This window comes from Pelagicoccus sp. SDUM812005 (assembly GCF_031127875.1).
GTDB lineage: Bacteria > Verrucomicrobiota > Verrucomicrobiia > Opitutales > Opitutaceae > Pelagicoccus.
Window position 1 is genome coordinate 69,111 of the sequence record NZ_JARXIA010000004.1, and the last position, 24,075, is coordinate 93,185.

Consider the following 24,075-nt stretch of genomic DNA (forward strand, 5'->3'; position numbering starts at 1 on the left):
TATGGAGCGTAGGATAGTGCACAATCTTCATGTTGAAGACACACCATGCGCATCTTGCTCTTTGGGGGCAGGAGCTTGCAATGCCGATGATCACCCACATGGGAACCAACAATTATCGCCATGCGGTAAAACTGGAGGAGCATTCGCACGTCGGTTTCGAGCTGGTCTTTGCCTTGAAAGGATCGTTGGCGTATGAGTTGGCGAGTGGAGAATGCATCGAAATTCGTGGCGGCCAGTTTTCCTTTATGCCCCCCAGCGTTGCTCACAGGGGGAGGGGCGGCTACGAGGCTCCTTGCCAATTTTGTTGGATGATTTTTAACCCGAGACACAGGCAGGCCATAAAAGGGACTCCGTTTACGCGAGAGGAGCTAGGCGAGATTCAGCGGAGGTATTCGTCGTTCGAAACATCAGTGGTCGATTACTCGACTAATACGCGAAATGCGCTGCACCGCTTCCGCATGGCGTTTTATGATCATTTCGCGCCGACCCGATCAGCCTTGTCACTTCCCTTGTTACGTTCGCTGGCGTGCGAGCTGATTATAGATTCATCGCGTCATCTGGAGCAATTCAGCGTGTCCAAAAAGTCCGAATACGGAAAGGCTGCCGCAGAGTATGTGGAAGCGAGGCTTTTTGAACCGGTTTCAGTCAATGAAATTGCCGCGTACTTGGGGTTTAGTGTCAGCCGTACGCATGAGCTTTTTAAGGATTATACGGGGCAATCTCCAATCGATTACCATATGCGCCTCCGAGTCCGGGCGGCGCAGAAACGATTGCTCGCCGAATCGGTTGCTGTCACGCGGATTGCCCATGAATGCGGATTCAGCAGCAGCCAATATTTTTCCAGAATATTTCGACGGTACGTGGGGTTGAGCCCGAGGGAGTACAGGCGGCAAGGGGATTGACTTTGTTCTAAAAGACTGTCCAACAAGTCGAATTCTTGTTGGGTTGGACCTTGGTCCAGTCCGCGTCGTGCTGACAAGCGGTTTGCACGCTTGACGAGGTCCTGAAACAGTGGATTCCACTTCGCCATGCTTATGGGATATGTTGTGGCGAAATGCTGTCCGCCAATGTTCGATTTGTCCTGAAGGTGGATCTGCTATTTGACCTACCCAAGGCTGGTTGGGAGTGGATGGGGCATACGTAATCCTGCGGTAGAAGGCTACTTTCAAGCTTTGTCATACTGGCAATTCCAGCTGGAACAGCTTCCAGTTTTGTGGCGTTGTTCTGGAGCGAGCGGTTTGATTGGGTGGCCATTGTTCGGAGATTTTCGTTGAGCTGGGCTGTTGCTTATATCGGTGTTCCAGTTCTGCAAAAATCGGAAGCCGGAAGAATGCAACGAGCTGAATCAGGATATGAAGTACTCATTACAGTTTATGATATGAGAGCACAGCAGCTATGGCTGTTTTCGGAGCGTCGAAAGAGTCGATTACGCTAATGAAGAAGATATATGTTTCGCAAGATGGGTGTGACGAAAACCGGGGTACTTCTCTCGCTGAGGCTTTTGCGACTCTGGAAAGAGCAAAGCTCGAGGCTCGAAGATTTCCGGAAGCGGATGTCACCGTCCTCGTTTCTGGTGGTTTGTACCAAGTAGAAAAAACCTTGCTTTTTTCGCTTAGAGATTCGCGTGAAAAAGGGAGGCTGATATTCAAGTCAATGGAGGGGGAAACCGCAATTATAAGTAGCGGAAAAGCGGTTGCCGGATGGGAACGTGTAAGGACTTTGCCAGCGGGTATGTCTTCCGATCTGATTGGAAAGCTTTGGATGGCTCCGATACCTGATGGAATAGGTGATTTTAAGGTAATGTTTCGTGACGGAAAACGTTTAAGGCGAGCGAGGGGGGCAGGCTTTGATCCATTGCCCTATTCGGGGGATCACGCTTCGGAGTCTTACTATGAATGGAGGAAGCAGAATTTTTACTATCCAGAGGGCGTTCTTCGTGAATGGAAGAACTTGCGTGATGTCGAGATAATCGTTCGCCCGCGATTTCACTGGATGATGAATCTGTTGACTTTGTCGCACGTTGATGAACAGCGAGGTGTAGCAAGAACCCAAGTGAAAGCGACTTATGACATGCAAGCGATTCGCAACGGGCCTTCAATGTGGATAGAAAACGCACCAGAGTGTTTGACAGATCCAGGTGAGTGGATCGTGGATACGGAGACTCGGACAATATACTATTATCCGGAAGACGAAATCGGATTGGAGGGAAGCGTGACTGTCCCTTCGCTTCGCGTTCTGGTGAAAGTAGAAGGTAGCGTCGATCTCGATGGGCCAAGTGACAAGCCGGTGAAGGGGATCGTCTTCGATGGAATCGAGTTTACGCAAGCGGATCGGGGGATGTGGCGAGAGGGGGATCTGGGAATGCAGCATGATTGGGAGATGCTCGATGCAGATGATTCTCTCTTGCGTTTTCGTGGTGTTGAGGGCTGCAAGGTTCTCAACTGCAAGTTCTACGAGACTGGCGGGTCTGCTGTGCGCTTTGATCTTCATGCAAGGAAAAACCTCGTTCAAGGAAACGAGATTCGCGATATTGGCGGTGCAGGTATTGCTTTTATTGGATACGGTCCTGGAAAGAAGGATCTAAACCAGAGAAATACTGTTTGCAATAATCACATATTCCGGATCGGTCAGATTATGTGGCACTCGCATGGCGTAATTCTCTGGCAGAGCGGGGATAATAAGGTGTTCAATAACCTGATCCATGATGTGCCGCGAAAAGCGGTCTGCATGAGTGGAGTTAGGCTATGGTTCTTCGACAAGGAGGACCGGAGAAGTTCGTGGCGCGAGTGTGGCCAGACAATCCGCTGGCATGAAATCGATGGCCCCACTCGAACTTGGGCAGATGTGCTGCCGTATTTGCACACGCGGAACAACATCGTGGAAAACAACGAAGCCTATCATTGTCTCTCGTTGCTCGGAGATGGTGGTGTCATGAACATATCTGGTGCGGGAAGAGGAAATGTCATACGGCGCAACTTTATCCATGATATTGAAACCAAGGAGTGGACCGATGGCACGATTCGCACCGACGATTATCAGGAAGGATCGGTGATCGAGGAGAATATCGTGTGGCGTACCGACAACAGCGGACTCGTATTGAAAGGGGAGAACGTTGCGCGAAACAACTATTTTATCGATGTGGCAAGACGCGAGAACGCGGCGATTCGTATATGCGAGAACAATAAAAAGGCAAGGGTATGCAGAAATGTGATTATCAAGGGCGAAACGCTTGCGGATGTACGAGATGAATTTCATAATCAATATGGATGGGCAAACCTGCTCTATGCCCCGATCGCTCCAGCTGGAACGAAGGATCTTGCATGCCCGACGCTTGAGGCTCTGAAGGATTGCTGTTTGGATTTTAATCTATTCTACAGCTATGCTGAGGGAGGCATGACTTCTGAGATGGTTGACTATCTGGCAGCTGGGCACGAGTCGAATAGCGAATTCAGTCTTCCCCTGTTTGAACATTGGGAGAAAGGGGACTTTCGGACAAGAGAAGGGTCGCCTGTTTACAGCTTGGGAATAAGACCGCTAACGATAGAGGAGGTGGGGCTGACGGAAGATTTTCCAGTTTGGTTCCGTGCTTATTCTTATTCTAGGCGTTGGCGAGACAATCTAGGTATGCTTCAAGGTTCTTTTGCTGTTTAATAAAAATAAACGAATAATGTTAAAATATGTTTGTAGATATTCTAAAAAATAGAAAACCCCGTTTTGCGTTTTTCGCCATTGCACTGTCGAGCGCTCAGTTTTTCGATGCTAGTATGGTAGAAGGTGGTGACGAACGCTATGAGCCGAATTGGTCCTCGCTTTCCAGGCATAATGATGAGCCGGAATGGCTGTCCGATGCAAAGCTTGGAATCTATTTCCACTGGGGCGTCTATACTGTCCCCGCCTATGGTAGCGAGTGGTATCCGTTTCACATGTACCGACCAGGCACTAACGACGTAAAGGAATACCATCGAACGAACTACGGGGACCCTTCGGAATTCAATTACCATGATTTTGTACCTATGTTCACTGGCGAGCATTTTGATGCGGATGAATGGGCACAGCTCTTCAAGGAAAGTGGCGCTCGGTTTGCGGGGCCTTGCGCTCAGCATCACGACGGATTTGCGATGTGGAAGAGCTCTGTGAATCCGTGGAATTCGTTCGATAAGGGGCCGAAGAAAGACATTACGGGAGAGTTGGGAACAGCGTTGCGGAAACGTGGGATGAAGCTTATTACGACCTTTCACCATGCCCGTAATAGGCAACGGCATGATGGGAATGAGGAACTGTGGCACAACTTCGGCAGTCACTATACCTATCATCCTGATTATGCGACCTCATCGGAGGACCCTGAGTTGGCGAAACTCTATGGGAACCTTGGGGAAGACGAGTTTAACGAGTATTGGCACGAGCAGCTCGTGGAGGTGATAGATCAATATTCCCCAGATATTATGTGGTTTGACTCTTGGTTGAACTATATTCCGGAGAGCAAGCGTCAGGAGTTTGTCGCCTATTATTTGAATGAAGCGAAAAAGAAAGGGCAGGACGTTGTTTTGGCTTATAAGCACAATGACCTGCCAGATGAGCTGGGTGTTTTAGACATCGAGCAAGGCGGAAAAAAGGATTTGTCGGAATCCGTGTGGATGACTGACGTGACTCTAAGTCTAAAGTCTTGGAGTTACATAGAAGGGCAAAAATATAAAACGGCAGACATGGTCGTTCGCAATATGATCGATGTCTGGAGCAAGAACGGAATTGTCTTGCTTAATATCTCTCCCACTGCCCGTGGGGAGATTAACGCGGAGCAGAGAGACGTTTTGCGCGAAATTGGAGCGTGGATGAAAAAGCACGCAGAAGCGGTTTATGAAACGCGTCCTTTCGAGTTTATGGGGTTTGGCGACGCGGTTGCAGGCGAGGGCAAATATGGAGGGCAGACTGCGACGGTGCGGTATTCTGCGTCCGACGGGAGGTTGCTTCAGTCCAAGGATGGAAAGACGCTGTATTTGTTCCTTTTAGGGAAACCAGAGGTTGGACGTCAATATGCCTTGAAGAAGCTCGGGCGCCACAGCTTTTATCCTAAGGAAGGTGTTAAGAGAGTAACGATTTTAGGCTCCGAGGTGGAAGTGCCTTGGAAACTCGGTTTCAGAGATTTCGAGTTTACGATTCCAGATGCCGAGCTGGATGAGATCGCTACAGTTTTGAAGTTGGAGCTGAACTAGTCCGCTGAGCGTTTTTCGTAGCGTCAATAACTTCAGGAATGTGCAGATTTATGAAAATGAATGTATCCGAAAACTGGGGATTAGAAACGAAGGGTTGGCTTCTGACGTTCCTGTTCGTCTTTCTCGTTGATGCTTCGACTATAAATGCAAGCGGGAAACCTAATGTGTTGTTCATTATGTCGGACGACCATACGTCGCAGGCAGTTGGGGCGTATGGTAGTCGTTTGGCGAAGCTGAACCCCACCCCGACTCTCGATGCGCTCGCGGAGGAAGGTGTCGTAATGCTGAACGCGTTCTGCCAAAACGCGATTTGCACTCCTAGCCGTGCGTCCATTATGACGGGGCAAAGCAGCGCCACGAACGGTGTTCCTACTTTGTGGGAGGGCTTGCCGCCCGAGCGTCAGTATCTTGCCTTGGAAATGAAGAAAGCCGGTTATCAAACAGCAGTGATCGGAAAGTGGCACCTCAAGAAGCTCCCACTAGCGTTTGACTACTACAAAGTTTTAGATGGTCAGGGGGATTATTTTGATCCCATTTTCTACGAAACCGGGGCGAAGGAGACGCAGTCGCGTTATTACAACAAGTGGGGGCGCGAGTGGACTCAGGAATTCGAAGGTGCTGTAATGATGAAGGGGCATTCGAGTGATTGCATCGCTGACTCTGCGCTCGAGTGGTTTCGAGAGAAAAGGGATCCGAACAAGCCATTCTTTCTCAAGCTTCATTTCAAGGCGCCGCACGACTATTTTGAATACGCTCCACGCTACGAATCCTATCTAGCGGGTGTGGAAATTCCAGAGCCTGAAAATATGTGGGATCGCAAGAACAACGGGTCCCTGGCGACTCGGGGTGTCGATGATAGCTTGGCGCCCTATATCGGCACTTCAGTGGGTGGAAGGAATCTGAGGAGAAACTATGTGAACGACGAAGAAACCCCGTGGGCTGGGAGGATTGACCCAAGTTTAAGCGAGGTAGAGCAGAAGCGGCAGGCGTATCAATTGTACCTGAAGGCGTACTTGAGATGTGTAAAGGGCGTGGACGACAACCTCGCTCGCGTCTTTGCCTATTTGAAGGAGGAGGGACTGCTCGATAACACGGTCGTCGTTTACACCGGCGATCAAGGGTTTTATCTGGGGGAGCACGACTACATTGATAAACGCTGGGCCTACGAGGAATCGATGCGGATGCCGTTGATTATCCGTTATCCAGATACAGTCAAAAAGGGGGCTCGAATAGATTCGATCGTTGAAAACGTGGATTTCGCGCCAACTCTGCTCGACTTTGCAGGCGTGGATACCCCCGTATACATGCAAGGGGCTTCCTTCAGGGAAATCTTGGAAACGGGGAGGGAGCCGACAGATTGGAAGCAGGCGGCGTACTACCACTATTGGATGCATATGAAACATCACGACAATCCCGCTCACATCGCGATACGGACAAAGCGGTACAAATTGATCTTGTTTTACGGTACGGGATGGCAAGGGGAGACGGAGCCGACGACTCCTCCAGCCTGGGAACTGTACGACCTTAAGCTCGATCCGAGTGAGGATCGAAACGTGTATGGAAATCCAGAATACAAGGAAGTTGTCGCCTGCCTAAAAGAGCAGCTCAGGGAGCTCAGAAGTAAGTACGGAGAAAACGATTCCAAGTTTGCGTTTAACAAGGCGATAGAGGCGTTTTGGGACTACGATGAGAATGCGAGGTTGCAAGCGATTGAAATCTCGGTTGACTTGCTGAACGCTTATGAAAACGGGAAAGCGGTTCATTGATGTGGCTCTCGTTTCGGACAAAATGAATGAACTACCGATGAAGAATGTCTTCTCTCTGTTAATTGCCTTTTTGATTTCCTCCACCGGCGCGACTGCCAGGAAGGTAGCCCCTATTTGGGAGGAACAGTTGGCGGCGGTGGAGAATGGGGAACCAGCTCCATTGGTCGATTATTCGTATGCAGGTTACAGGTATGGGACGACAGCAATCCCGCAAAGCTTTGATTTGCCGGTATTCAAAGTAGATGACTTCGGGGCTGTGCCTGATGATGGGAAGTCCGACCGAGCTGCCATCGAGGCCGCTATCGCTAAGGCGAGCCAGGAAAAGGGCGGGATCGTCCTGTTCTCTTCGGGGAGGTACTTGTTGAACGAGAAGCCGGGATCCAATCGAGGAATCCGCATTGGAGAATCGAATATTATTCTCAAAGGCCAAGGAGCTGGACCCGGAGGAACCCGACTGTTCATGAGGCACTACTTGCATCCGGAAGATCCTGAAAGGGGATGGACGGTGCCGTTCATGTTTACTTTTGCGCCCGGGGATTTCGAAGCAAACAGCAAAGCTGTACTAGATGACAGGGGGGGAGCTAAAGAACGAGTCGTCGGGACTGGCGCGGGTGGTTCGTTCAGCTTAGAGGTTGAGGACGCTTCGGGTTTTAAAGTGGGGGAAGTCGTGACGCTTGCGGCAGAGTCGAAAGCGCTTGTCCCGGAGATTGTAGGGGAAAGGAAGCTCCGTACGCTCTGGAGTCGTATCCACCAAAGAGGGGTGGCAGTCTCAGAGAAACTAGAGATTGCCCGCATCGATGGCAACCGACTTACGTTCAAAGCTCCGTTTCTCAACAACGTGACCGAAAATGTTGAATGGTGGGTTATCCATTATCCGGTTTTGGAGAATTGTGGTTTCGAAGATATTCATTTCGAAGGGAATTTTCGAGATGAGTTCGTACATCACAAGAACAGGGAGCATAGTACTGGATATAGCGCGGTTAGAATGCTCGCTTGTAAGGACTCCTGGGTGAGGCGATGCCTGATGACGAACACTGGTTGCGCGGTTTCTTTGACGGGTTCAATCAGTTCGACCGCGATGATGGTCGTGATTGGCGGAAATCGCAGTCACAATGGAATGGCGATTACGTTTGGCTCCCGTAATCTTGTAGGGCTGACGAGGGACGTTGCAGGGCAGTTTCATGGTCCGGCGATGTCTCACTTGGCAGTAGGCAATGTGTATTGGAGAAACGTTACAAGTAAGCCGTCTGGTCCCGATTTTCATGGGACCTTCGTTAGTCATTCGCTCTATGATCTGAATACGGCCGCATCCCTAAGTAATCACGGCGCGAATTTCCGCGACTTGCCGAATCATTTAGCTGGCGCGGTTTTTTGGAATTTTCACTACACGGGTGTTGGGGAGGTCGGTAGGAACTACTGGGATTTGTTGCCAGATGAGCCAGATCGCAACTATGGTCAAATGGCAGTGATCGATCCGGTGATCGTTGGATTGCATGGTGGAGAAGTCTCCTTCGTTGAGTCCTCGGTCGGACGCTTGGAACTCAAGGGTGAGAAAGTGTATCCAGAATCATTGTACGAAGCTCAGTTGGAGTTGCGTCTCAAAAGACGTCCACGGTGGATCGAGGAAGCCCAGGAAGAATGGGTTAACTTTCAGAAAATGCTTGGTCTAGAGTTGAACTAGGTCATTTCCAGTTGTTCTTGTTGCTTTCGGGTATTCCGATCGGCTTGGGATTCGAGCAAGAGGGGATGGAACAGGTTCCGGTTCGGCGGTGTGGCGTGTCCAGGGAGATTGGGTGATCCTTCTGGAAGCATTGATTATCACCCCATTCAATGGCTACCCCAGGTACCCTGCAGTGCAGGGGCCTGTACCTGCGCCTGAGTCGCGAGGCTACTTGATTGGCGGATGATAGTCCCTCTGCAAACAGATGAACAAACTCAAATATCCCTATGAAAAACCAACCCGCGAAAGCGTTTAAGGGTCGGCCGCATTTTATTGCGATGCTGACCTTGGGCACATTGACAACTGCCCCGTCGATCTTCTCTCAAGGTGCTCAAGCCAATGGTGGAGAAGAAGATCTTTTTGAAGTGAGCCCGTTTGAGGTGAAGGCGGAAGAGAATAATGGATACAGAGCAACCAGCACACTTGCTGGCACGCGTATCAAGACAAACCTAAAGGACGTCGGCTCTGCTATCTCCGTTGTTACCACCGAGATGATGCGTGATCTTGGTGCCAACAACAGTGAAGAGCTCCTTGTTTACACCCTCGGTACCGAAGTCGGTGGAGCAGTGGGCAACTTCGGCGGAGCTGCAATCGCTGCTGGTGATGAGAGCGGAAACCGCGACGCGAGAGCGAATCCGGAATCAAACAACCGAGTGCGTGGACTCAGTCGAGCTCAGTCGACTCGAGACTACTTCCTTACGGCCTTTGGCTTCGATTCCTACAACTCGACGGGAGTGACAGTTAGTCGTGGACCAAACTCGATTCTGTTCGGAATTGGCGAGCCCGGGGGGATCATCGAGAACTCGCTCAAGAAGGCTCAGCTGAATGAAGACGAAGGCGAAGTCAGTCTTCGCTTCGGAAAGCGTGATTCGCATCGAGAAACCTTCGATTACAACAAGGTCCTTGTTGAGGGCCGTCTCGCTATTCGTTTGATGGGGGTTAACGAGACCGTTAACTTTAAGCAACAGCCGACCTTCGAGGATGACCAGAGATTTACGGTCGCAGCGACTTGGAAGGCCCTCAAGAACGAGAACGTTTCTTGGCTGAATCCGACCTTGATTCGCGCCAATTATGAAGAAGCCGAGATACGTTCTACTCCGCCTAACACGATGCCTCCGGGTGACGCGTTTCATTATTGGTGGCATCCCGAAGCGAGTGTGGCGGCTGATAGCATCATTGGCGAAGACCGGACCGAATATCGAGAGGATTACGCCCCGCAGTGGGTGATCGACGACATGTTTCGTCAAGACACGACTTCAGGCACTAAGCGCGTGGGTCGTGCGGGCGTTTGGAATACCTACGCGTTTGTTTTTCCTGATATTGCAACAGGCTCTGCAGGTGTCGGTACTTCGCAAAATGATGTTCAGGTTATGGATCCTGCCGTTGGCAGCCATACTGTGACGCTCGAAGATGGAACTGAATACAGCACATTCGCATGGGGAGGATTTCGTGGTACAAGTCGCTACGAATTCAACCCATTGTATCCAGGTTTCAAGGATAAGGTGCTAATGAATTCGGAGATCTTCGATTATAACAATTACTTCTATCCCGGACGTATCCAGTATTCGAATCATGACTTCAAAGCTCAGAATTTCAGTATCGAACAAAACTTGTTCGATAACAAGTTGGGCTTTCAACTTTCCTTCGATAAGCAGGAAAAGGACTCGGAGCGAAGCTTCTCCTTTGGCCGCTTCAACTACCACAAAATCTACATTGATACGCAGCTGTACAATTCTAACGGAGAGCGGAACCCTAATGTAGGTCGTCCAATGCTCTCTGGACGCCTTGATGGAAGGGACTTCAATGAGGATACGCGAGAGTCCACCCGTTTGACGGCATATTACAATCTAGATTTCACAAACAGAGACGGTTGGGCGAAGTGGCTTGGCAACAATACCGTAACTGGACTTGTGAACAAGTGGGAGAACGACAGAAGAGGATTCTCGCTAAACCCTGCACCAGATGATTCGCACGATCCAGAGCAGCGCTTTGTCACCAACCATGCCAAGTATGGCCACGGTAATGCCGCGTTCGCTTTGATGGCCTACATCGGTGATCCGCTATTCGATGTAACTCGTCCAGAAGACGTGCGCTTGTATAACGGGTACTTGAATATCGAGAAGCCTCAGGTGGGCCAGCGGTATACGAATTATTACTACGACAAGGTGTCACAGACTTTGAACTACAGCACGATCGGAGTTCAGGAAGGGCTTGTAAATCCATCCGGTACCTATCAGGAAATCGATTCTGAAGCGCTTACCTGGCAAGGGAAGTTCTTCGAGGACCATGTCGTTTTGACTTATGGTTGGCGTGAGGATTCTACGGATACATGGAGAATTCGAAACAACAGTTTCAGGGACCCGGATACATTTTTCTATGACCGAGACGTTTTCTTAGATGGCTGGGGACAAGAAGATGGTTCGGTGGGGCCGCGTTCCGATGCGGATGTTGTTCTCAGCGAGTCTGGGCAGACCACGACGAAGCAAGCGGTCGTGCACATGCCAAAGGCTTGGCTGGAATGGTCAAGCGGCGCTATTTCATCAGTCAGCGCGCATTTCGCTCAATCAGAGAACTTTAACCCAGCTTCGGTGCGTCATGATTTCCGTGGGGATTTGATTGGAAGCCCATCTGGCGAGACCGATGAGTTCGGGTTTTCGTTTGGCCTTTTCGAAGACAAAGCTCATGCGCGTTTCACTTGGTACGAGACCTCTAGCCTGAATGCTACGAACACCAACATCAATGGTAGGCTCTGGGAATTCCGTGGGCTGTTGCCGATGGCTCAACGCTGGGTGAGCGCGAAGAACAACTCCTTCAATGAGGGTGGATTGCAGTTCGAAGATATTGCTTGGTACGGCCCAAATGGAGCGGGTCCAGACAGGGAGGGGGCAGAGTATCGTCCCGAACTAATCGGTTCGTTTCAGTCTTTCGATGAGGTAATTGATGCTTTGCTTTCTGCTTGGACGCCCGAGATGGTCGATGACTGGGAAGTGACCCTTGATGGGGAAGAAGGTTCGCAGTCGATCAGCTACACCCAACCATCTGGCTTGTCCTCGGTTGCGGGAGCGTTCTCGAAAGGTTTCGAAGCCGAAGTCGTTTTCAACCCGACTCAAAACTGGAGAGTAGCATTCAACGCTTCGAAGACCGAAAGCTCCTTTGGTGGTGGGCTCCAGGTGATCGAGCCGGTGTATAACGAGCTGGTTCAGAATCTGAAAAATGAAGGCCTGTGGGAAGTCGCCTCTCGGCCTGGCAGCTCGTCGACAGACGTGGGCACGCAGTACAGCAACGGAGCGGGGCTCCATCTTGCTGCAGCGAAGGCAAAGGAAGATAACGTCGTGGCAGAGCTCAGGAAGTGGCGGTGGAATCTTGTCACCAACTATCGTTTTTCCGAGGGTCCCCTGAAGGGTTTTGGGATTGGAGGCGCGATGCGTTGGCTGGATAAGGTGGCCACTGGCTATCCGCTCGTGCGGAATTCGGAGGGTGTTCTCGCTCCGGACTTGGCTAATCCATTCTACGGAGACGCCCGTTTGAAAGGAGACGTGTGGTTCAGCTACAAGACGAAAGTCTTCGACATGCCCGTTCGCTTTCAGCTAAATCTCCAGAATTACCTCGGTGATGACGGGGATATCCCGGTAGCGACTAACCCGGATGGCGAGCTTGCTATCGTCCGGACCGCTGAGGAGAAGAGAGCGTTCTTCACTACCACCATTTCGTTCTAGCGAGCGTTCCCGATTGCCAGCTCTCCTGGTTTCCTAAGCCCGCTTGGAGGTTTTGTGAGCCTGGTGAAACGGTCCCCGTTCTGATTTGAGCCTCACCGGTTACGGTGGGGCTTTTTCGGCGTTCGTAGCGGCCATTTGCACACTGTTAGAGAAGTGAGAGCGTTATGGGGAGAGTGGAGCGTTTTTGCCCGAGCAGCCGAATTGTTGGCGAACTGTTCGACGATATGTGGATTGGGTGCTGCGGTTGTGTTTGCTAGCTTGTTAGGGTGTCGGTTCTTTCGCCCCAAAGATGCGTTCAGGCCGAATTCTTTACCCCAACAAGCCATATGGAAAGACGAAGAATCACGATCAGGGATATTTCACGGGAAGTTGGTTTGGGAATCGCGACCGTTTCACGGGCTTTGAATAACGAAGTGGATGTGAAGGAGGGTACGCGCTTGAAGGTTTTGGAGGTCGCTCATCGGATGGGCTATCAGAAGGATGCGATGCTAAGTGCTCTTGCCCAGATGCGATGGAAACAGGGGAAGAAGGGGATCGCTCAGACCATTGCTTGGATCGACTGTTGGCCTCAAGGGGATGCTTCGGGCACGATTCGAGAGGGGGAATTCTACGAGTCGATCTATAAGGGGGCAGTGAGTCGTGGGGAGGAATTGGGTTATCGAATCGCCTTTTACAAGGCGAGGAAGGGAAATATGAGTGACGCCCGTTTGTCGCAGATTCTCGAAGCGAGAGGTACCTTAGGAGTAATCTTGCCTCCTTCCCCGCTATGTTCAGATGACCTGGGGATGGAGTTTGGGAAGGCCTGCCGGGTTGACCTCGATTGGGACAAGTTTTGCGCAGTACGAATCGGTTACAGCTACAGCGCTCATCCGTTCAATGTTGTTGTAAGCTCACAGTTCGAGTGTGCCGAATTGGCAATAAAGTCAATGATCGACCGCGGCTATCGGAGAATTGGATATTTAACGAGTGGGAATCAAGTCAGGCGATACCGGGGGCGGTTTTTGGGTGCAGTACTGTATTGTGGGGTTCGTTACAAACCTTCGGGTATTTCAATTACCGAGCATGTTGTTGAGGGGGATATCTGTGATGCAGATGGGCCAAATGTTCGCGGATGGATAGAGGAGAACAGAATAGAGGGGGTGCTTGGCAATAGTTACGAGGTCATGGATCTGCTTCGAGAAGAAGGTTATTCAATTCCGGAGGATATCGGCTACGCTCATGTTGGAGGAGGAAATGGCGAACGTGAAGTATCCTTGGTAGATCAAAATGGAAAAGAGATTGGCAGAAACTGCGTCGATGTGCTTAATTCGATGATTAAGAACAACGAGAAAGGCGTCCCCGGCATCGTTCGGGAAGTGCAAATCCAACCTAGCTGGGTTGCTGGTAGATCGTTGCGCGAGGTCGGCGAGGGGGATTCCTCTTTCCCTCTCCGTTGGGGCTCGGCTTGAAAGCGTCGAGATTGGGCAGGAGCCGTCCGATCTCGACTATAAAGATTGCACCTGTCTGGAGAGCGAGTTCATCGAGAAGTGGAGATAAAGGTGCTTTACTTGTTCGCAAGTGGTGGAGTCTGCTGTTCAAATCAAGATAGCGCTCATCGATGGAACTCATAGCTCGTATGGCTCCTCAATCTCGAGGGTTGCAGGGTGATCAAATCGTGGCGAAATTGGAGACATTCGCTTAGAAGGACTCGATGGTATTGAGCGTCGGTCCGTCGTGCCAATCGCCGTTTATCAGGGTAACTTTTGGTACCCTAGGGAACCCCCTCAAGTTGAGGGCGATCTCCTGGGCAAGGAGCTCTACAGCATATCTGCCGGTGTAGTGGGAATTTTGATGCAGTCCGGCCGCATCCTTGAAGCGACTTGCGAGTTTGGGGCAAGAGAGCTTGGCGTTCTCGACTTTAGCGGAGTCAAGGGATAGACTGGCAAATCCGTAGTCTTTCCCACAGAGGAGACCTTCCTCGTATAGGAACTCGGCCCAGTCGACCCGTTGGCTGAGAATGGCGGTGGGTTTGTGTTCAAAGAACCAATTCAAAAAAGCCTCTTTAGTATATTTTTGCTCGATCGGAGGTATCTTGTATTGATCTTTGTACAAATCTATGAACATCAGGTAAGCTGCCTTCCATCTGAACTGTACGCGTTCCTTCATTCCATCCATTACGAACCCGATGCGCCGGTGCCCTTTTGATGCCATCTTTTCGAGGGAATGCAGGACGGCGCTAAAGTGGTCCAGCGATACGCGATTGATATTTTTTGCATCGAAGCTATAGCCGAAGGTTATGCTAGCGAACTTATCGAAATCGATGTCGAGTTGATCGTGAATCGTATAGACAGGTGGGACGATGATGCCTTCGATACCCCGGCTTTCGAGGACTGTCGTGAGGCGCTTGCCGCTAAGTCCCTCGCGCATCATGTTGAAGTATTCGAGATTGTAACCCAACTCTCTCGCTCGTTCCCGCGAGCCCAGTAAGTAGTTGTGGTATATGGGGTGCTTCTCCAGCTGCACCTCTTCGGGATATTTGGTGACGAAGGCGAGGGATGCTCCTGGGTTCTCGCTCCGATTTGCCTTCAGGTACCCCATTACGTTTGAAATGCGAGGGTCGGGGACGTAACCCATCCGGTCTGCCGTATCCCTGACTCGCTTTCGAGTCGCTTCTGAGATTTTGGGATTGTCCTTGAGGGCCAAGGATATGGTGCTGAGCGACAGATTGAGCTCTCTTTTGAGATCGCGTAGTGTGGGACGCTTTTCGGGCATGGTTGGAGGGCTTGAAGTTTCGCTGAGCGGCTCGCAAAGCGAACGGGCGAACTGTTCGCTAGTGGTCGTGTTGAGGCAACAAAAAAGCTGAGCGAAGATTCTTTCATATTCAGCAGAGTGCCCGTTCCAATACCCCAAAAGTAACAGCGCGAGAGATCGAGTATATTGATTTAGGATCCAGCCTACATCCGAGCTGCCCATCCCTGTTGGGATACGGCTTGGAGCCGCTCTTCGTTTCGATCGATTTTGCCGTCGTATGCTTCAGCTTTCGTGCTGGGTAGTGGTTTGTAGCTCGGCTTTTCGAACAAACCTTACAACTAGTTTTGCACTAGATAAAAACTTGTTAAATCAAAAGATGAATATCCCTAAAAACCTAATTCGTACCCCGCTCTTGTGTTTAACGGCGATAACGCCTTTGGCGCTCGTATGCGGACAAGAGGACTTATCTTCCGAAGAGGAAGTTTTCGAACTCTCTCCATTCACCGTTGGTTCGAGTGAAAACGATGGCTACCGGGCGACGAACACCCTGGCCGGAACTCGATTGCGCAGCAGCCTCAAGGATGTTGCGGCGCCCCTCTCTGTTTTCACCAAGGAACTGATGAACGATGTCGGAGCGGACGATCTGCAGGAGGCTCTCTTGTACTCGGTCAACACCGAAAACGAGGAGGAGTACGCCCCGGATGACGGAGAAGGCTTGAGCATCGGCAGCACCACGCAAACCCGCGTGCGCGGCATTAGCTCGCCGGCTGCTCAATCCAGAAACTTTTTCAGAACTGAGATCCGAGGAGACGGTTACAATACCGAATCATTCACGATCGCTCGTGGCCCTAACTCGGTTCTGTTTGGTTTGGGGAGTCCGTCTGGAGTGATGGACCAATCGCTCAAGCGCGCGTCTGTTGGCAAAGCATTCGGCTCCTTCGACTTGAAGTTCGATTCCAATGACGGCCATCGCGAAACCTTTGATCTCAATCAAACCGTAATCAAGGACACCTTGGCTGTTCGTGTAGCCGCCATGAATCAAGATCGCAGGACGTATCGAGATCCAGACTACAACAAGGAGAATCGGTTCTATGTGGCGAGTACCTTGAAGTTAGGCGATAAAACGGAAATACGTGCCAACTTTGAGGATATGGAAAACGACATTGTGCGGGGTCGTTCAACGCTTACCAATGACTATATTAGCGACCATGCTCGAGCGGGTAGTCCGATATTCAACAATGGAGCCGGCGACAATGCGGGCCTCTGGAGTTGGGATAATGGCACAACGTGGAGAGAGCCTGATGCAAACGATCCGAATGAAGCTTGGCTTATTGACGATGTCGCGGCCACTACCACGAATCGATTGTATATGGCCGGAGGCGCTCTCGGTGGCGAGGCTCTTCAAGGCCTGCGCTGGGTAGGCAGCCGAAAGTCTGTGCTGAGCGATGGATCAGAATCGAAAACGTTTACCGATTCGTCTATCGTGCCAGCTGATTTCAATGTGCGCGGGCTCGCCTCGTCGACTGACCTTACCGGTGATGTATTCGGTTTTACGATTCAGCACAAGTTCGCTGAGAACTTTTACCTTGAGGGTGCATACAACAAGGAAAAGACGCATCGTTCTTCGGTAGATCCACTCAGGTCAGGGGCAGGGATCGAGAGGGATGTGAATGCCTTTATTCCTGGAACGACAAGTGAGAACCCCAATCTCGGACGCTACTTTGTGGAAAGCGCTTTCCTTGGATGGGACATACGGAACACCTTCGAGACAAAGCGTTTGACTGCCTCTTACGAACTGGATTTCAGCGAACGCAACAAGTGGCTTGGAAAGCACAACTTGGGTTTGATGTATCAGGACGACGAGTTCGACGTCCTGAGAATAAAGACGCGATTGATGAATCAGGGAGACGAGGTGGATGTCCGTCCCGGAAACGACTATTTGGGTGAAGTTTCGCAGGGACGAAATAACATCGAGGTGCGTTATTACCTGGATATCCCTGGGCTAGGGGGCGACTCCGATGGGCTTGCCTATCCGGGGACTTTTGTGATGCCCCCATGGAACTCGATAGTTGGGGGAATCCAAGGCGATGGGAGACCGTCTCGTACGAAACAGGATGTCGAGGGTACCATGTTCGTAACCCAGAGCAGGTTCTTGAATGACAACTTAGTGGTCACGTTCGGGTATCGTGAAGACGAGGAAGCGACTCGTGTAGTGACCATAACGGACGATGACCGCAACCCGCAGACAGGCGAATATATCTGGGAAGGCGTTCCCTTTGATGATGACGCCGTTGTGGAGTCTGGCACCACGCGCACCCACGGATTCGTCTACCATACTCCGGTCAAGGGGCTTAGCGTTTTCGCGAATAAATCTGACACCTTCCAGCCTCAGGGTATTTTGCAGGACTGGTTTGGGAATCCCTTTGGGTCCAGCACCGGCGAAGGCGAAGACTACGGTATCAGTTTCGAGTTGATGGAAGGAAAGCTCGGTGGGCGGATATCGAAGTACGAGGCAAGCGCCTTGAACAACTCGGAGGTGGATTGGTTTTTCGAAATAACCAAGTGGCGAGTTGTCAATCACATGGAAGGTTGGATCGAAACTTATCATGAAGACATCTTCCCTCTGTTGGGAATCGATTCTTCCGATGATGTGTTTGCCGAACGACCTCCAGTCGGTGACCAAATTCGAGTAGACCGTTCCTACACCTCGAAAGGGTACGAACTTGAGTTGTATGCGCGTCCCGTCGAAAACCTTGATATTCGTCTCACTGTCGCGCAATCGGAAACCACCAATTCTGACATCAATAGCAAGATGGTGGACTACATCGAATGGCGTAGCCCTGTCTGGGAAAAATACTATGGGTTACCAGAGCCAAGGGATGTGATGGCTAGTATCAGCGATCAATTGGCAGCTAATCCGGATGCGACTCCAGACCCGCTCCAGTATCATTTCTTCGATAGTAATGGAAATCGAGTAGATGTGCTCAATCCGACTGACGATTTCTTGAACACGGATACCATCGGTGCTCAAATGTACCTCAATCCATTCCGATTCCCGCGCATCGAAGCGCAGAAAGCGGTGAACGGATTGAAATCGAACCGCAGCCGTGAATGGCGTGCAAACTTGATTGCCACTTACCGCATCAAGGAAGGCGCTTTCAAGGGTACGAAGGTCGGTGGTGCCTACCGCTGGCGGTCTAAAGCGGCGATCGGCTACGGCGGAAAAGAAAACCCCCTCGGCTCGAACTTTCCGCTTGTGGATGATCTCGATAAACCCTTCTACGGACCTGAGATTAGTGAATATGACTTTTGGGTTGGCTACAGCCGCCCGATCAACCTAGGCGGAAGGGACTTGAAATGGAACGTCCAACTCAATGTGCAAAACGCGTTTACTGGCGATGGGGACCTCTACGTTGTTGACGTTGATCTCGAAGGGAACCCGCTCGCTTATGCACAGAATGCGCCGCGGGTATTCTCTCTAAGCAATAGCATCGAATTCTAAAAGTGTTTCGCTAAGGACTTTCCTAAACATAGCTCTCGCCTCGATCGGCGGGGGCTATCATTGTATTGTGTGACCATGGCTATTGCGTACCGATTAAGGATTGGGATTTTGCTGTTGCTCGGGTTCGTGCTTGCCGCTTGCGAAAGAGGCGGTGGGGAAAAGGATCTGGAGCGGCCGAATTTGCGAGCTGGGTTACCGGACTCGTTCTACCGCCAACACGAGCGCCTCTTTGAGGCGCGTGAGAATGGTGAAGCGGTCTTGGGCTCCTTAGCCAAGCTCTATCACGCCAATGGTTTTTTGCAGGAGGCCAAGGAATGCTACGAAGCATTGGCCAATATGGAAACTGCCGCTGCGAAATGGCCATACCTCGCTCACAGGGTTTCCGCCGATTTAGGGGATGCGGAATCGGCGATTTTGTACTTGCAAGAAACGTTGAAGAGGGACGGGAGCCACGCCCTTGCAGCCCTTCGTTTGGCGGACCTTTGGGTCAAGTCGGGGAAAAGTAACGAAGCAGTCGCACTGTACCAGCAATGTCTCGGACTGTATCAGTATCGAGAATACGCATATCTGGGCCTGGCTCGCGTCTCGATGAACGAAAAGAACTATGCCCAAGCTCGCTCGTATTTGGCGAGATCGATCGAAGCGGACCCGTCGCTGGCGACGGGGTATCTGTTGCTGGCGAGTGTGAGCGAAGCTTTGGGCGAGCCGGAACTTGCCCGTTTGGCTCGCGAGAATGGAAGGAAACTTTCCAAGCACCGGGACCCCGTAGATCCATGGGTAGACAGCTTGTACGAGTATTGTTACGACTCCTATTCGCTAAGGGTGGCGGCGGCGGTCTATTTGGATACTCATCGCCCTGAGCTTGCCTTGCCCCGCTTGCAGCGAGCATTGGCGGTGGACGGGTCTGATCCGCATACCTTGCTCGAAATGGGCCAGTGGCACTTGAAATTTGGCGAAAAGCCTGAGGGCTATGCTTATCTTCGATCGGCTGTCGAAGCAGATGTCGCTTTTGAAGATCCATACTACGTAATTGCATCAGAGCTACAGTTGGAGGGTGATTATCGTCGCTCCCTTGAAGCAGCGAAGGTGGCGATTGACCTTTTTCCACGTTCAAGTCGATTTTATCGCCTGGCAGGAATCGCTTACGGGAAGCTCAAAGCTTACCAGAAAGAAGTAGAGTACCTCCAGAAAGCCGTCGATTTGGCTCCGCACGATTCTCGCGCTCTTATCGCGTTGGGGAATTTCTATTGGCGTAATCAAGAAAGGGATACGGCTGCCACCTACTACGAACGTGCGCGTGCCATCTCCCCGGCTGAACTGGATGTTCGTGTGCTCCTGGCGGGATACTATTTCGAGGAAGGAAGGCTGAGTGAAATGAAGGCCTGCATCGACGAAGCCGTATTGCTCGCACCGGAGTCGAGCGTGATCACTGAGCTCTTTGCGAACTATTCTTTAGAGATGGGGAATCGGGCTTTTCGAAGCTCCGAGTTTGGCAAGGCGGAAGGCTTCTATCTCGATAGCTTGGAAAACGCTCCGGAAGCGATGGAGGCCAATGTGAACTTGACCATGCTTCAGCTGAAGACACGCCAGCTGGACAAGGCCCGAGCGAGGCTCGAGGGCTTAATAGAGCACAATAAGGAGCTGGATTTTGCCTACCCTTTGCTGGCAGCGGTTGCGCTTGAAGCGGGGAAGGTGGACTATGCTCGGGAGCTGATCCGCGTGGGGATGGGCCTTGTGGACTTCCGATCGGAAGCCCGAAGCAAGGTGCTCTTCGACACGGTGAACCGTCAGTTGACCGCGATCGACTAGTCCCGTTTCCAGAGCGTGATGCGGTTCAATTGATCGTATGGCGGGTAGGCATGGAAAGAGCCAGTGACGAATTCGACTTGTCCATCGCCATTGATATCGGCGGCTTCCACGACCGCGAGGTGGGTGGGAGCGTAAGCGATAGGAAGCTCTGTGAAATTTTGCTCCCCGTCGTTGAGGAAGGAGGTGACGGCAACCGAACCTTCGTCGGTCCAGTGGTTGAAGCAACTCACGGCCAACACATCGAGATCACCATCGCCATCGAGGTCGCTCGCGAAAGGGCTGAATGCTCCCGGAAAGGTGCCAATCCGGTGGTATTCAAAAGAGAGTTCTCCTTGGTTTTCTAGCCACTGGACTCCGTGCCATGGACGCGGTCCTGGGGTTGCATAGTCGAAAGTGTCGCCGTTTGTGTAGAGGATATCGGGGTCTCCGTCTTGATCGAGATCGACGACCGAGATGCCGCTGCTGCCAAAATCTTCGTTTGTCGAACCGTAGAGGCTGCGCTGTTTGAAGCTGTGCTGGCCGGTGTTTTCAAACAGGTGGACTTCCTCCCACTCCTGCGATACCAAGGCTGCGATGTCTAGGTCCCCGTCGCCATCGAAGTCGGCCGTAGGAGAGTGGATCGCCCCGGGGAGTTGAAGGAGAATGTGAGATTTGAACTGAAGGTTTCCGAGGTTCTCCATCCAGCGAATCTCGCCTTGCTCGTACCCAAATTGGGCAAGAACGAGGTCCAGGTCTCCGTCGTCGTCTAAGTCGGCAGCTTGTGCATCGGTAACTCTGGCAACGCTATCGATTAAGATGTGTTTCTTGAAGCTTCGGTCTTGTAGTTGCTCCAGGAATACGACGGAGCCGATTCGGCTGTTGTTCGGAAAGATCACTCCCATGGAGGCGACGAGTAGATCGGTGTCCCCGTCACCGTCGAAGTCAAGGGCTTCCAGGTGTGCTGGACCTTTGACCTCGCTCGAGGCAAGCTTCTCGATATAGGCGTCCGGCTCGTATTGGTAGAGTATCCGGACCTCATGCAGCCGCCCTTCGGTGAAAACGATATCCAAGCGACCGTCCTGGTCGATATCCTCGATATCGATATCGGTGATCCATGGTGGATCGCCGGGCGCGTCGCCGATTTTTAAAGGCGAAAAGGAGAGCGGCTTTTCTGTCTTTTGGTTTCTATCTAAAGGCTCGGTGCAAGCGCTTAGAAGTATCAGGATTATGGGCACGAACACCTCTCGCTTGCGTGATGCGTGCGCAAACAACGGAAAGAGGAGATTATTGAACTTGGGGAAGCGTTTCACGGTTTCTATGTGTGGCTCCGCACGGAAGAGGGAGATTCGACTTAGACAAATGCGACTAGGGCAGAGTCAAGAATGGAGCGAGGGCTGAGGAAGCGAACAGTTCGTTCGGAGAGTTCGGTCATTCGCTCAGTGTCGAAGCCAGCCAGTCTCTCGCTTGTTTGCGACTGGGCTTGTGCCTCCAGAGGTCGGTGTGAGCGTGGGCGACGTGGCCTCAAGGGATTTTGAACAAGAAATGCGTTGGCACGACGAGGAAGGGGCGGTCGTCGATGCGACATAGTCGCTGAAGGGCAGAGTTGCGTTTGCCATGAGCGGAACTGGGACTGGCTGGTAGGGTAGTCAGAAGCGCAGTGCAGGTTGCGAAGAATGAGCAAGTGCTTTTCATCGGTGAGAGAATTCGGGTTTCTCCTGTCGCTTAATTGTAGCAGCGGACCTCGAAGAGCTTTATGTTGGAGGATCCGTATGTATCTTTAAGATGAATACGGATTGCTGGCGTTCGTATCTTCGAGAATCGAAATCTAACGAGACGAGCTTGATTGTGTTCGACACTTGCCACTTTCTTCCAATCTCCATTCTGAAAGGCCAAAACCTTGGCGGACTTGAGCAGTTCCTGTGGAATAGCCGGAGCGTAGTTCTCTGTGTCGCGGGGGGTCTTTAGCATCATAATATTTCGCTGCAGGTTGCTATCGCACTTGAGGTGGACCTCTGAGAGCCCAACGGGCTCGTCCCACTCCAAGTTTAGCGTGGCAGCGTGGCCGTCGGAAGCCCAATGGTGAACCTCACCATGTTCGTCTCGTGGAACCCCGTCGAGCAGGAGTTTCGGGTCGCCGGAAGAAGTACTGCTCGCGGTAATCTGTTTTGCTTGTTGAGCGAGGTCCCCGGGACGTGAAGCCGGTCGATTGGGGATGTAGGCGTCGTCGCGCAGCAGCTGTTCTTGGAGCGTATGGATATGTTGGATCGCGAGCTCGCGAGGGGAGATCCCTTTAGCGATGCAGAGGGCCGCAGCGGTGCCGACGGCTTGCCCCATAGTGGCGCAGGTCCCCATGACGCGGGTCGAAGAGAGTGCGACGTGAGTGACGCTGACATTGCGGCCAGCGAATTGAAGATTGGATACGTTTTTTGAGTAGAGGCTCCGATAGGGGATTTCGTAGACCTTGTCGAAGTGGGAGTGCCAAAAGCTCGGGGGATCTTGAAGGTTTTCAATGCCGCCCGGATTGTGTTCGTCGAGGGGCCAGCCGCCGAAGGCGACCGCATCTTCGAAGTGGCGGTGCTCTAGCAGATCGGATTCGCAGAGAATGTGATCACCGATGAAGCGACGGGATTCGCGCCGACCGGGGACGGAGCCGACCCAACCGAGTGCGTAGTTGTCAGCCTCCGGATATTTGCCAGAGTTTTTGACGTAGTCCCAAACTCCATACGCATAGCCCATCAGCTTGTGGCGGATGGTGTCGAAGTCGCCTACGATGTCGAAGTCGCTACCGACCTCGACCCACCAGAAACCTTCTTGGAAGGGAATAATGCTCCGGTCGTCGTGTCCTTTGTTGGAATATTTTGCGTCGCCCTCGTAGGGGATCGCGAAAGAGGGGGCTTTGAAGGGCATGGGCTTTCCCTTGTCGTCGGAGGAGAGTAGAATGGTGGCTCCGAGCGTCCAACCATCGGCTTTCTCTGGGGCGAACTTTTCGTTGAACTCAGAGCGGGCTTCGCGTCCTGAACGGTATTCAGCCCCAGATGTCGCAGCGAGAAGCCCGTCACCGGAGCAGTCGATGAACTGTTTGGCTTCGATGGTGATCTCGGTCTCGGTGGGACCTTGCCAGCAGCGGGCGGAGGCGATGCGATCGCCGTCCATGTTGGCCTTTATCGCTTGTGTGTCAAAGAGCAGAGTAATGTTTGGCTCGCGTACTACGAAGTCGTAGAGAACGTGGTCCCACACTGTGAAAGATTCCTGCGGGTTCATGAAGCGATTGTGCAGGAGGATCTCCTCGATGATGCCGGTCTCGCGATCGGCCAGCCCATTGGTGAGTTTGGTGACGCCGTGTACGATAACGCGGATTTCGCTGGAAGCGTTTCCACCGAGGACGGATCGATCTTGCACGAGTACGACTTTTGCTCCGTTGCGGGCGGCGGAAACGGCGGCGCAAATACCTGCCATGCCTCCACCGATTACAGCGACGTCTGTCGTGATCCTTTTTCTACGTTGAGGCGTTTGGTTTTCGCCTGTGCCCATTTGCAACCATTGGTCTGGAGAACGATCCCCAAGATCGATGACGTTAACGTTTTGATTCATGTTGAAAAGTGTATTGGATGAAGAGATGCTTGGCGGATCGGCCGTGCCGCCT

Annotated in this window: 12 protein-coding genes; 9 read left to right on the forward strand and 3 right to left on the reverse strand. The window is 51.8% G+C overall.

Annotated features, from left to right (window positions below; genetic code table 11):
• Positions 1–29 precede the first annotated feature (29 nt).
• The 7 genes from QEH57_RS06695 to QEH57_RS06725 all read left to right on the forward strand — a co-directional run bounded on the left by QEH57_RS06695 (position 30) and on the right by QEH57_RS06725 (position 13,860).
• A complete protein-coding gene (locus QEH57_RS06695) occupies positions 30–902 on the forward strand; it encodes a helix-turn-helix domain-containing protein (protein WP_309005925.1) in 873 nt (290 codons plus the stop codon).
• Positions 903–1,434: 532 nt separating this feature from the next.
• A complete protein-coding gene (locus QEH57_RS06700) occupies positions 1,435–3,651 on the forward strand; it encodes a right-handed parallel beta-helix repeat-containing protein (protein WP_309005926.1) in 2,217 nt (738 codons plus the stop codon).
• A gap of 26 nt (positions 3,652–3,677) precedes the next feature.
• Positions 3,678–5,210 carry an alpha-L-fucosidase gene (locus QEH57_RS06705; protein WP_309005927.1) on the forward strand — a complete coding sequence of 511 codons (1,533 nt, stop codon included), beginning with the start codon at positions 3,678–3,680 and terminating at the stop codon, positions 5,208–5,210.
• A 50-nt stretch (positions 5,211–5,260) separates the two neighbouring features.
• Positions 5,261–6,976: a sulfatase gene (locus QEH57_RS06710; protein ID WP_309005928.1), complete on the forward strand. Its 1,716-nt coding sequence runs from the start codon at positions 5,261–5,263 to the stop codon at positions 6,974–6,976.
• Positions 6,951–8,657, forward strand: a complete 1,707-nt coding sequence (locus tag QEH57_RS06715) for a DUF4955 domain-containing protein (protein WP_309005929.1) — start codon at positions 6,951–6,953, stop codon at positions 8,655–8,657. Before QEH57_RS06710 ends, QEH57_RS06715 begins: the two co-directional genes overlap by 26 nt.
• 266 nt (positions 8,658–8,923) lie before the next feature.
• Positions 8,924–12,412 (forward strand): TonB-dependent receptor plug domain-containing protein, encoded by a 3,489-nt coding sequence (locus QEH57_RS06720; protein ID WP_309005930.1) that lies wholly within the window; start codon positions 8,924–8,926, stop codon positions 12,410–12,412.
• A 326-nt stretch (positions 12,413–12,738) separates the two neighbouring features.
• Positions 12,739–13,860 carry a LacI family DNA-binding transcriptional regulator gene (locus tag QEH57_RS06725; RefSeq protein WP_309005931.1) on the forward strand — a complete coding sequence of 374 codons (1,122 nt, stop codon included), beginning with the start codon at positions 12,739–12,741 and terminating at the stop codon, positions 13,858–13,860.
• 229 nt (positions 13,861–14,089) lie between these two features.
• Here the strand turns inward: QEH57_RS06725 and QEH57_RS06730 are convergent, their stop codons facing one another.
• A complete protein-coding gene (locus QEH57_RS06730; protein WP_309005932.1) occupies positions 14,090–15,364 on the reverse strand; it encodes a LacI family DNA-binding transcriptional regulator in 1,275 nt (424 codons plus the stop codon).
• 154 nt (positions 15,365–15,518) lie between these two features.
• Here QEH57_RS06730 and QEH57_RS06735 point away from each other — a divergent pair, with 154 nt between their 5' ends.
• Both QEH57_RS06735 and QEH57_RS06740 read left to right on the forward strand, forming a co-directional pair.
• A complete protein-coding gene (locus tag QEH57_RS06735) occupies positions 15,519–18,644 on the forward strand; it encodes a hypothetical protein (RefSeq protein ID WP_309005933.1) in 3,126 nt (1,041 codons plus the stop codon).
• An 840-nt stretch (positions 18,645–19,484) separates the two neighbouring features.
• Entirely contained in the window at positions 19,485–20,453 is a 969-nt protein-coding gene (locus QEH57_RS06740) for a tetratricopeptide repeat protein (RefSeq protein ID WP_309005934.1), read from the forward strand.
• On the opposite strand, the gene QEH57_RS06745 is transcribed toward QEH57_RS06740, so the two are convergent.
• Positions 20,450–21,742 carry a VCBS repeat-containing protein gene (locus tag QEH57_RS06745; RefSeq protein ID WP_309005935.1) on the reverse strand — a complete coding sequence of 431 codons (1,293 nt, stop codon included), beginning with the start codon at positions 21,740–21,742 and terminating at the stop codon, positions 20,450–20,452. The genes QEH57_RS06740 and QEH57_RS06745 overlap by 4 nt on opposite strands.
• Before the next feature lie 412 nt (positions 21,743–22,154).
• On the reverse strand, positions 22,155–24,023 hold the full coding sequence (locus QEH57_RS06750) for an FAD-dependent oxidoreductase (RefSeq protein ID WP_309005936.1): 1,869 nt from the start codon (positions 24,021–24,023) through the stop codon (positions 22,155–22,157).
• Positions 24,024–24,075: the final 52 nt, after the last annotated feature.

What these genes read in the sequence shown, in the direction of transcription:
- QEH57_RS06750 (WP_309005936.1), bottom strand. Translation starts at nt 24,023, where the DNA reads ATGAATCAAAACGTTAACGTCATCGATCTTGGGGATCGTTCTCCAGAC.
- QEH57_RS06705 (WP_309005927.1), top strand. Translation starts at nt 3,678, where the DNA reads ATGTTTGTAGATATTCTAAAAAATAGAAAACCCCGTTTTGCGTTTTTC.
- QEH57_RS06730 (WP_309005932.1), bottom strand. Translation starts at nt 15,364, where the DNA reads ATGGGCAGCTCGGATGTAGGCTGGATCCTAAATCAATATACTCGATCT.
- QEH57_RS06725 (WP_309005931.1), top strand. Translation starts at nt 12,739, where the DNA reads ATGGAAAGACGAAGAATCACGATCAGGGATATTTCACGGGAAGTTGGT.
- QEH57_RS06710 (WP_309005928.1), top strand. Translation starts at nt 5,261, where the DNA reads ATGAAAATGAATGTATCCGAAAACTGGGGATTAGAAACGAAGGGTTGG.
- QEH57_RS06735 (WP_309005933.1), top strand. Translation starts at nt 15,519, where the DNA reads ATGAATATCCCTAAAAACCTAATTCGTACCCCGCTCTTGTGTTTAACG.
- QEH57_RS06715 (WP_309005929.1), top strand. Translation starts at nt 6,951, where the DNA reads ATGAAAACGGGAAAGCGGTTCATTGATGTGGCTCTCGTTTCGGACAAA.
- QEH57_RS06720 (WP_309005930.1), top strand. Translation starts at nt 8,924, where the DNA reads ATGAAAAACCAACCCGCGAAAGCGTTTAAGGGTCGGCCGCATTTTATT.
- QEH57_RS06700 (WP_309005926.1), top strand. Translation starts at nt 1,435, where the DNA reads ATGAAGAAGATATATGTTTCGCAAGATGGGTGTGACGAAAACCGGGGT.
- QEH57_RS06695 (WP_309005925.1), top strand. Translation starts at nt 30, where the DNA reads ATGTTGAAGACACACCATGCGCATCTTGCTCTTTGGGGGCAGGAGCTT.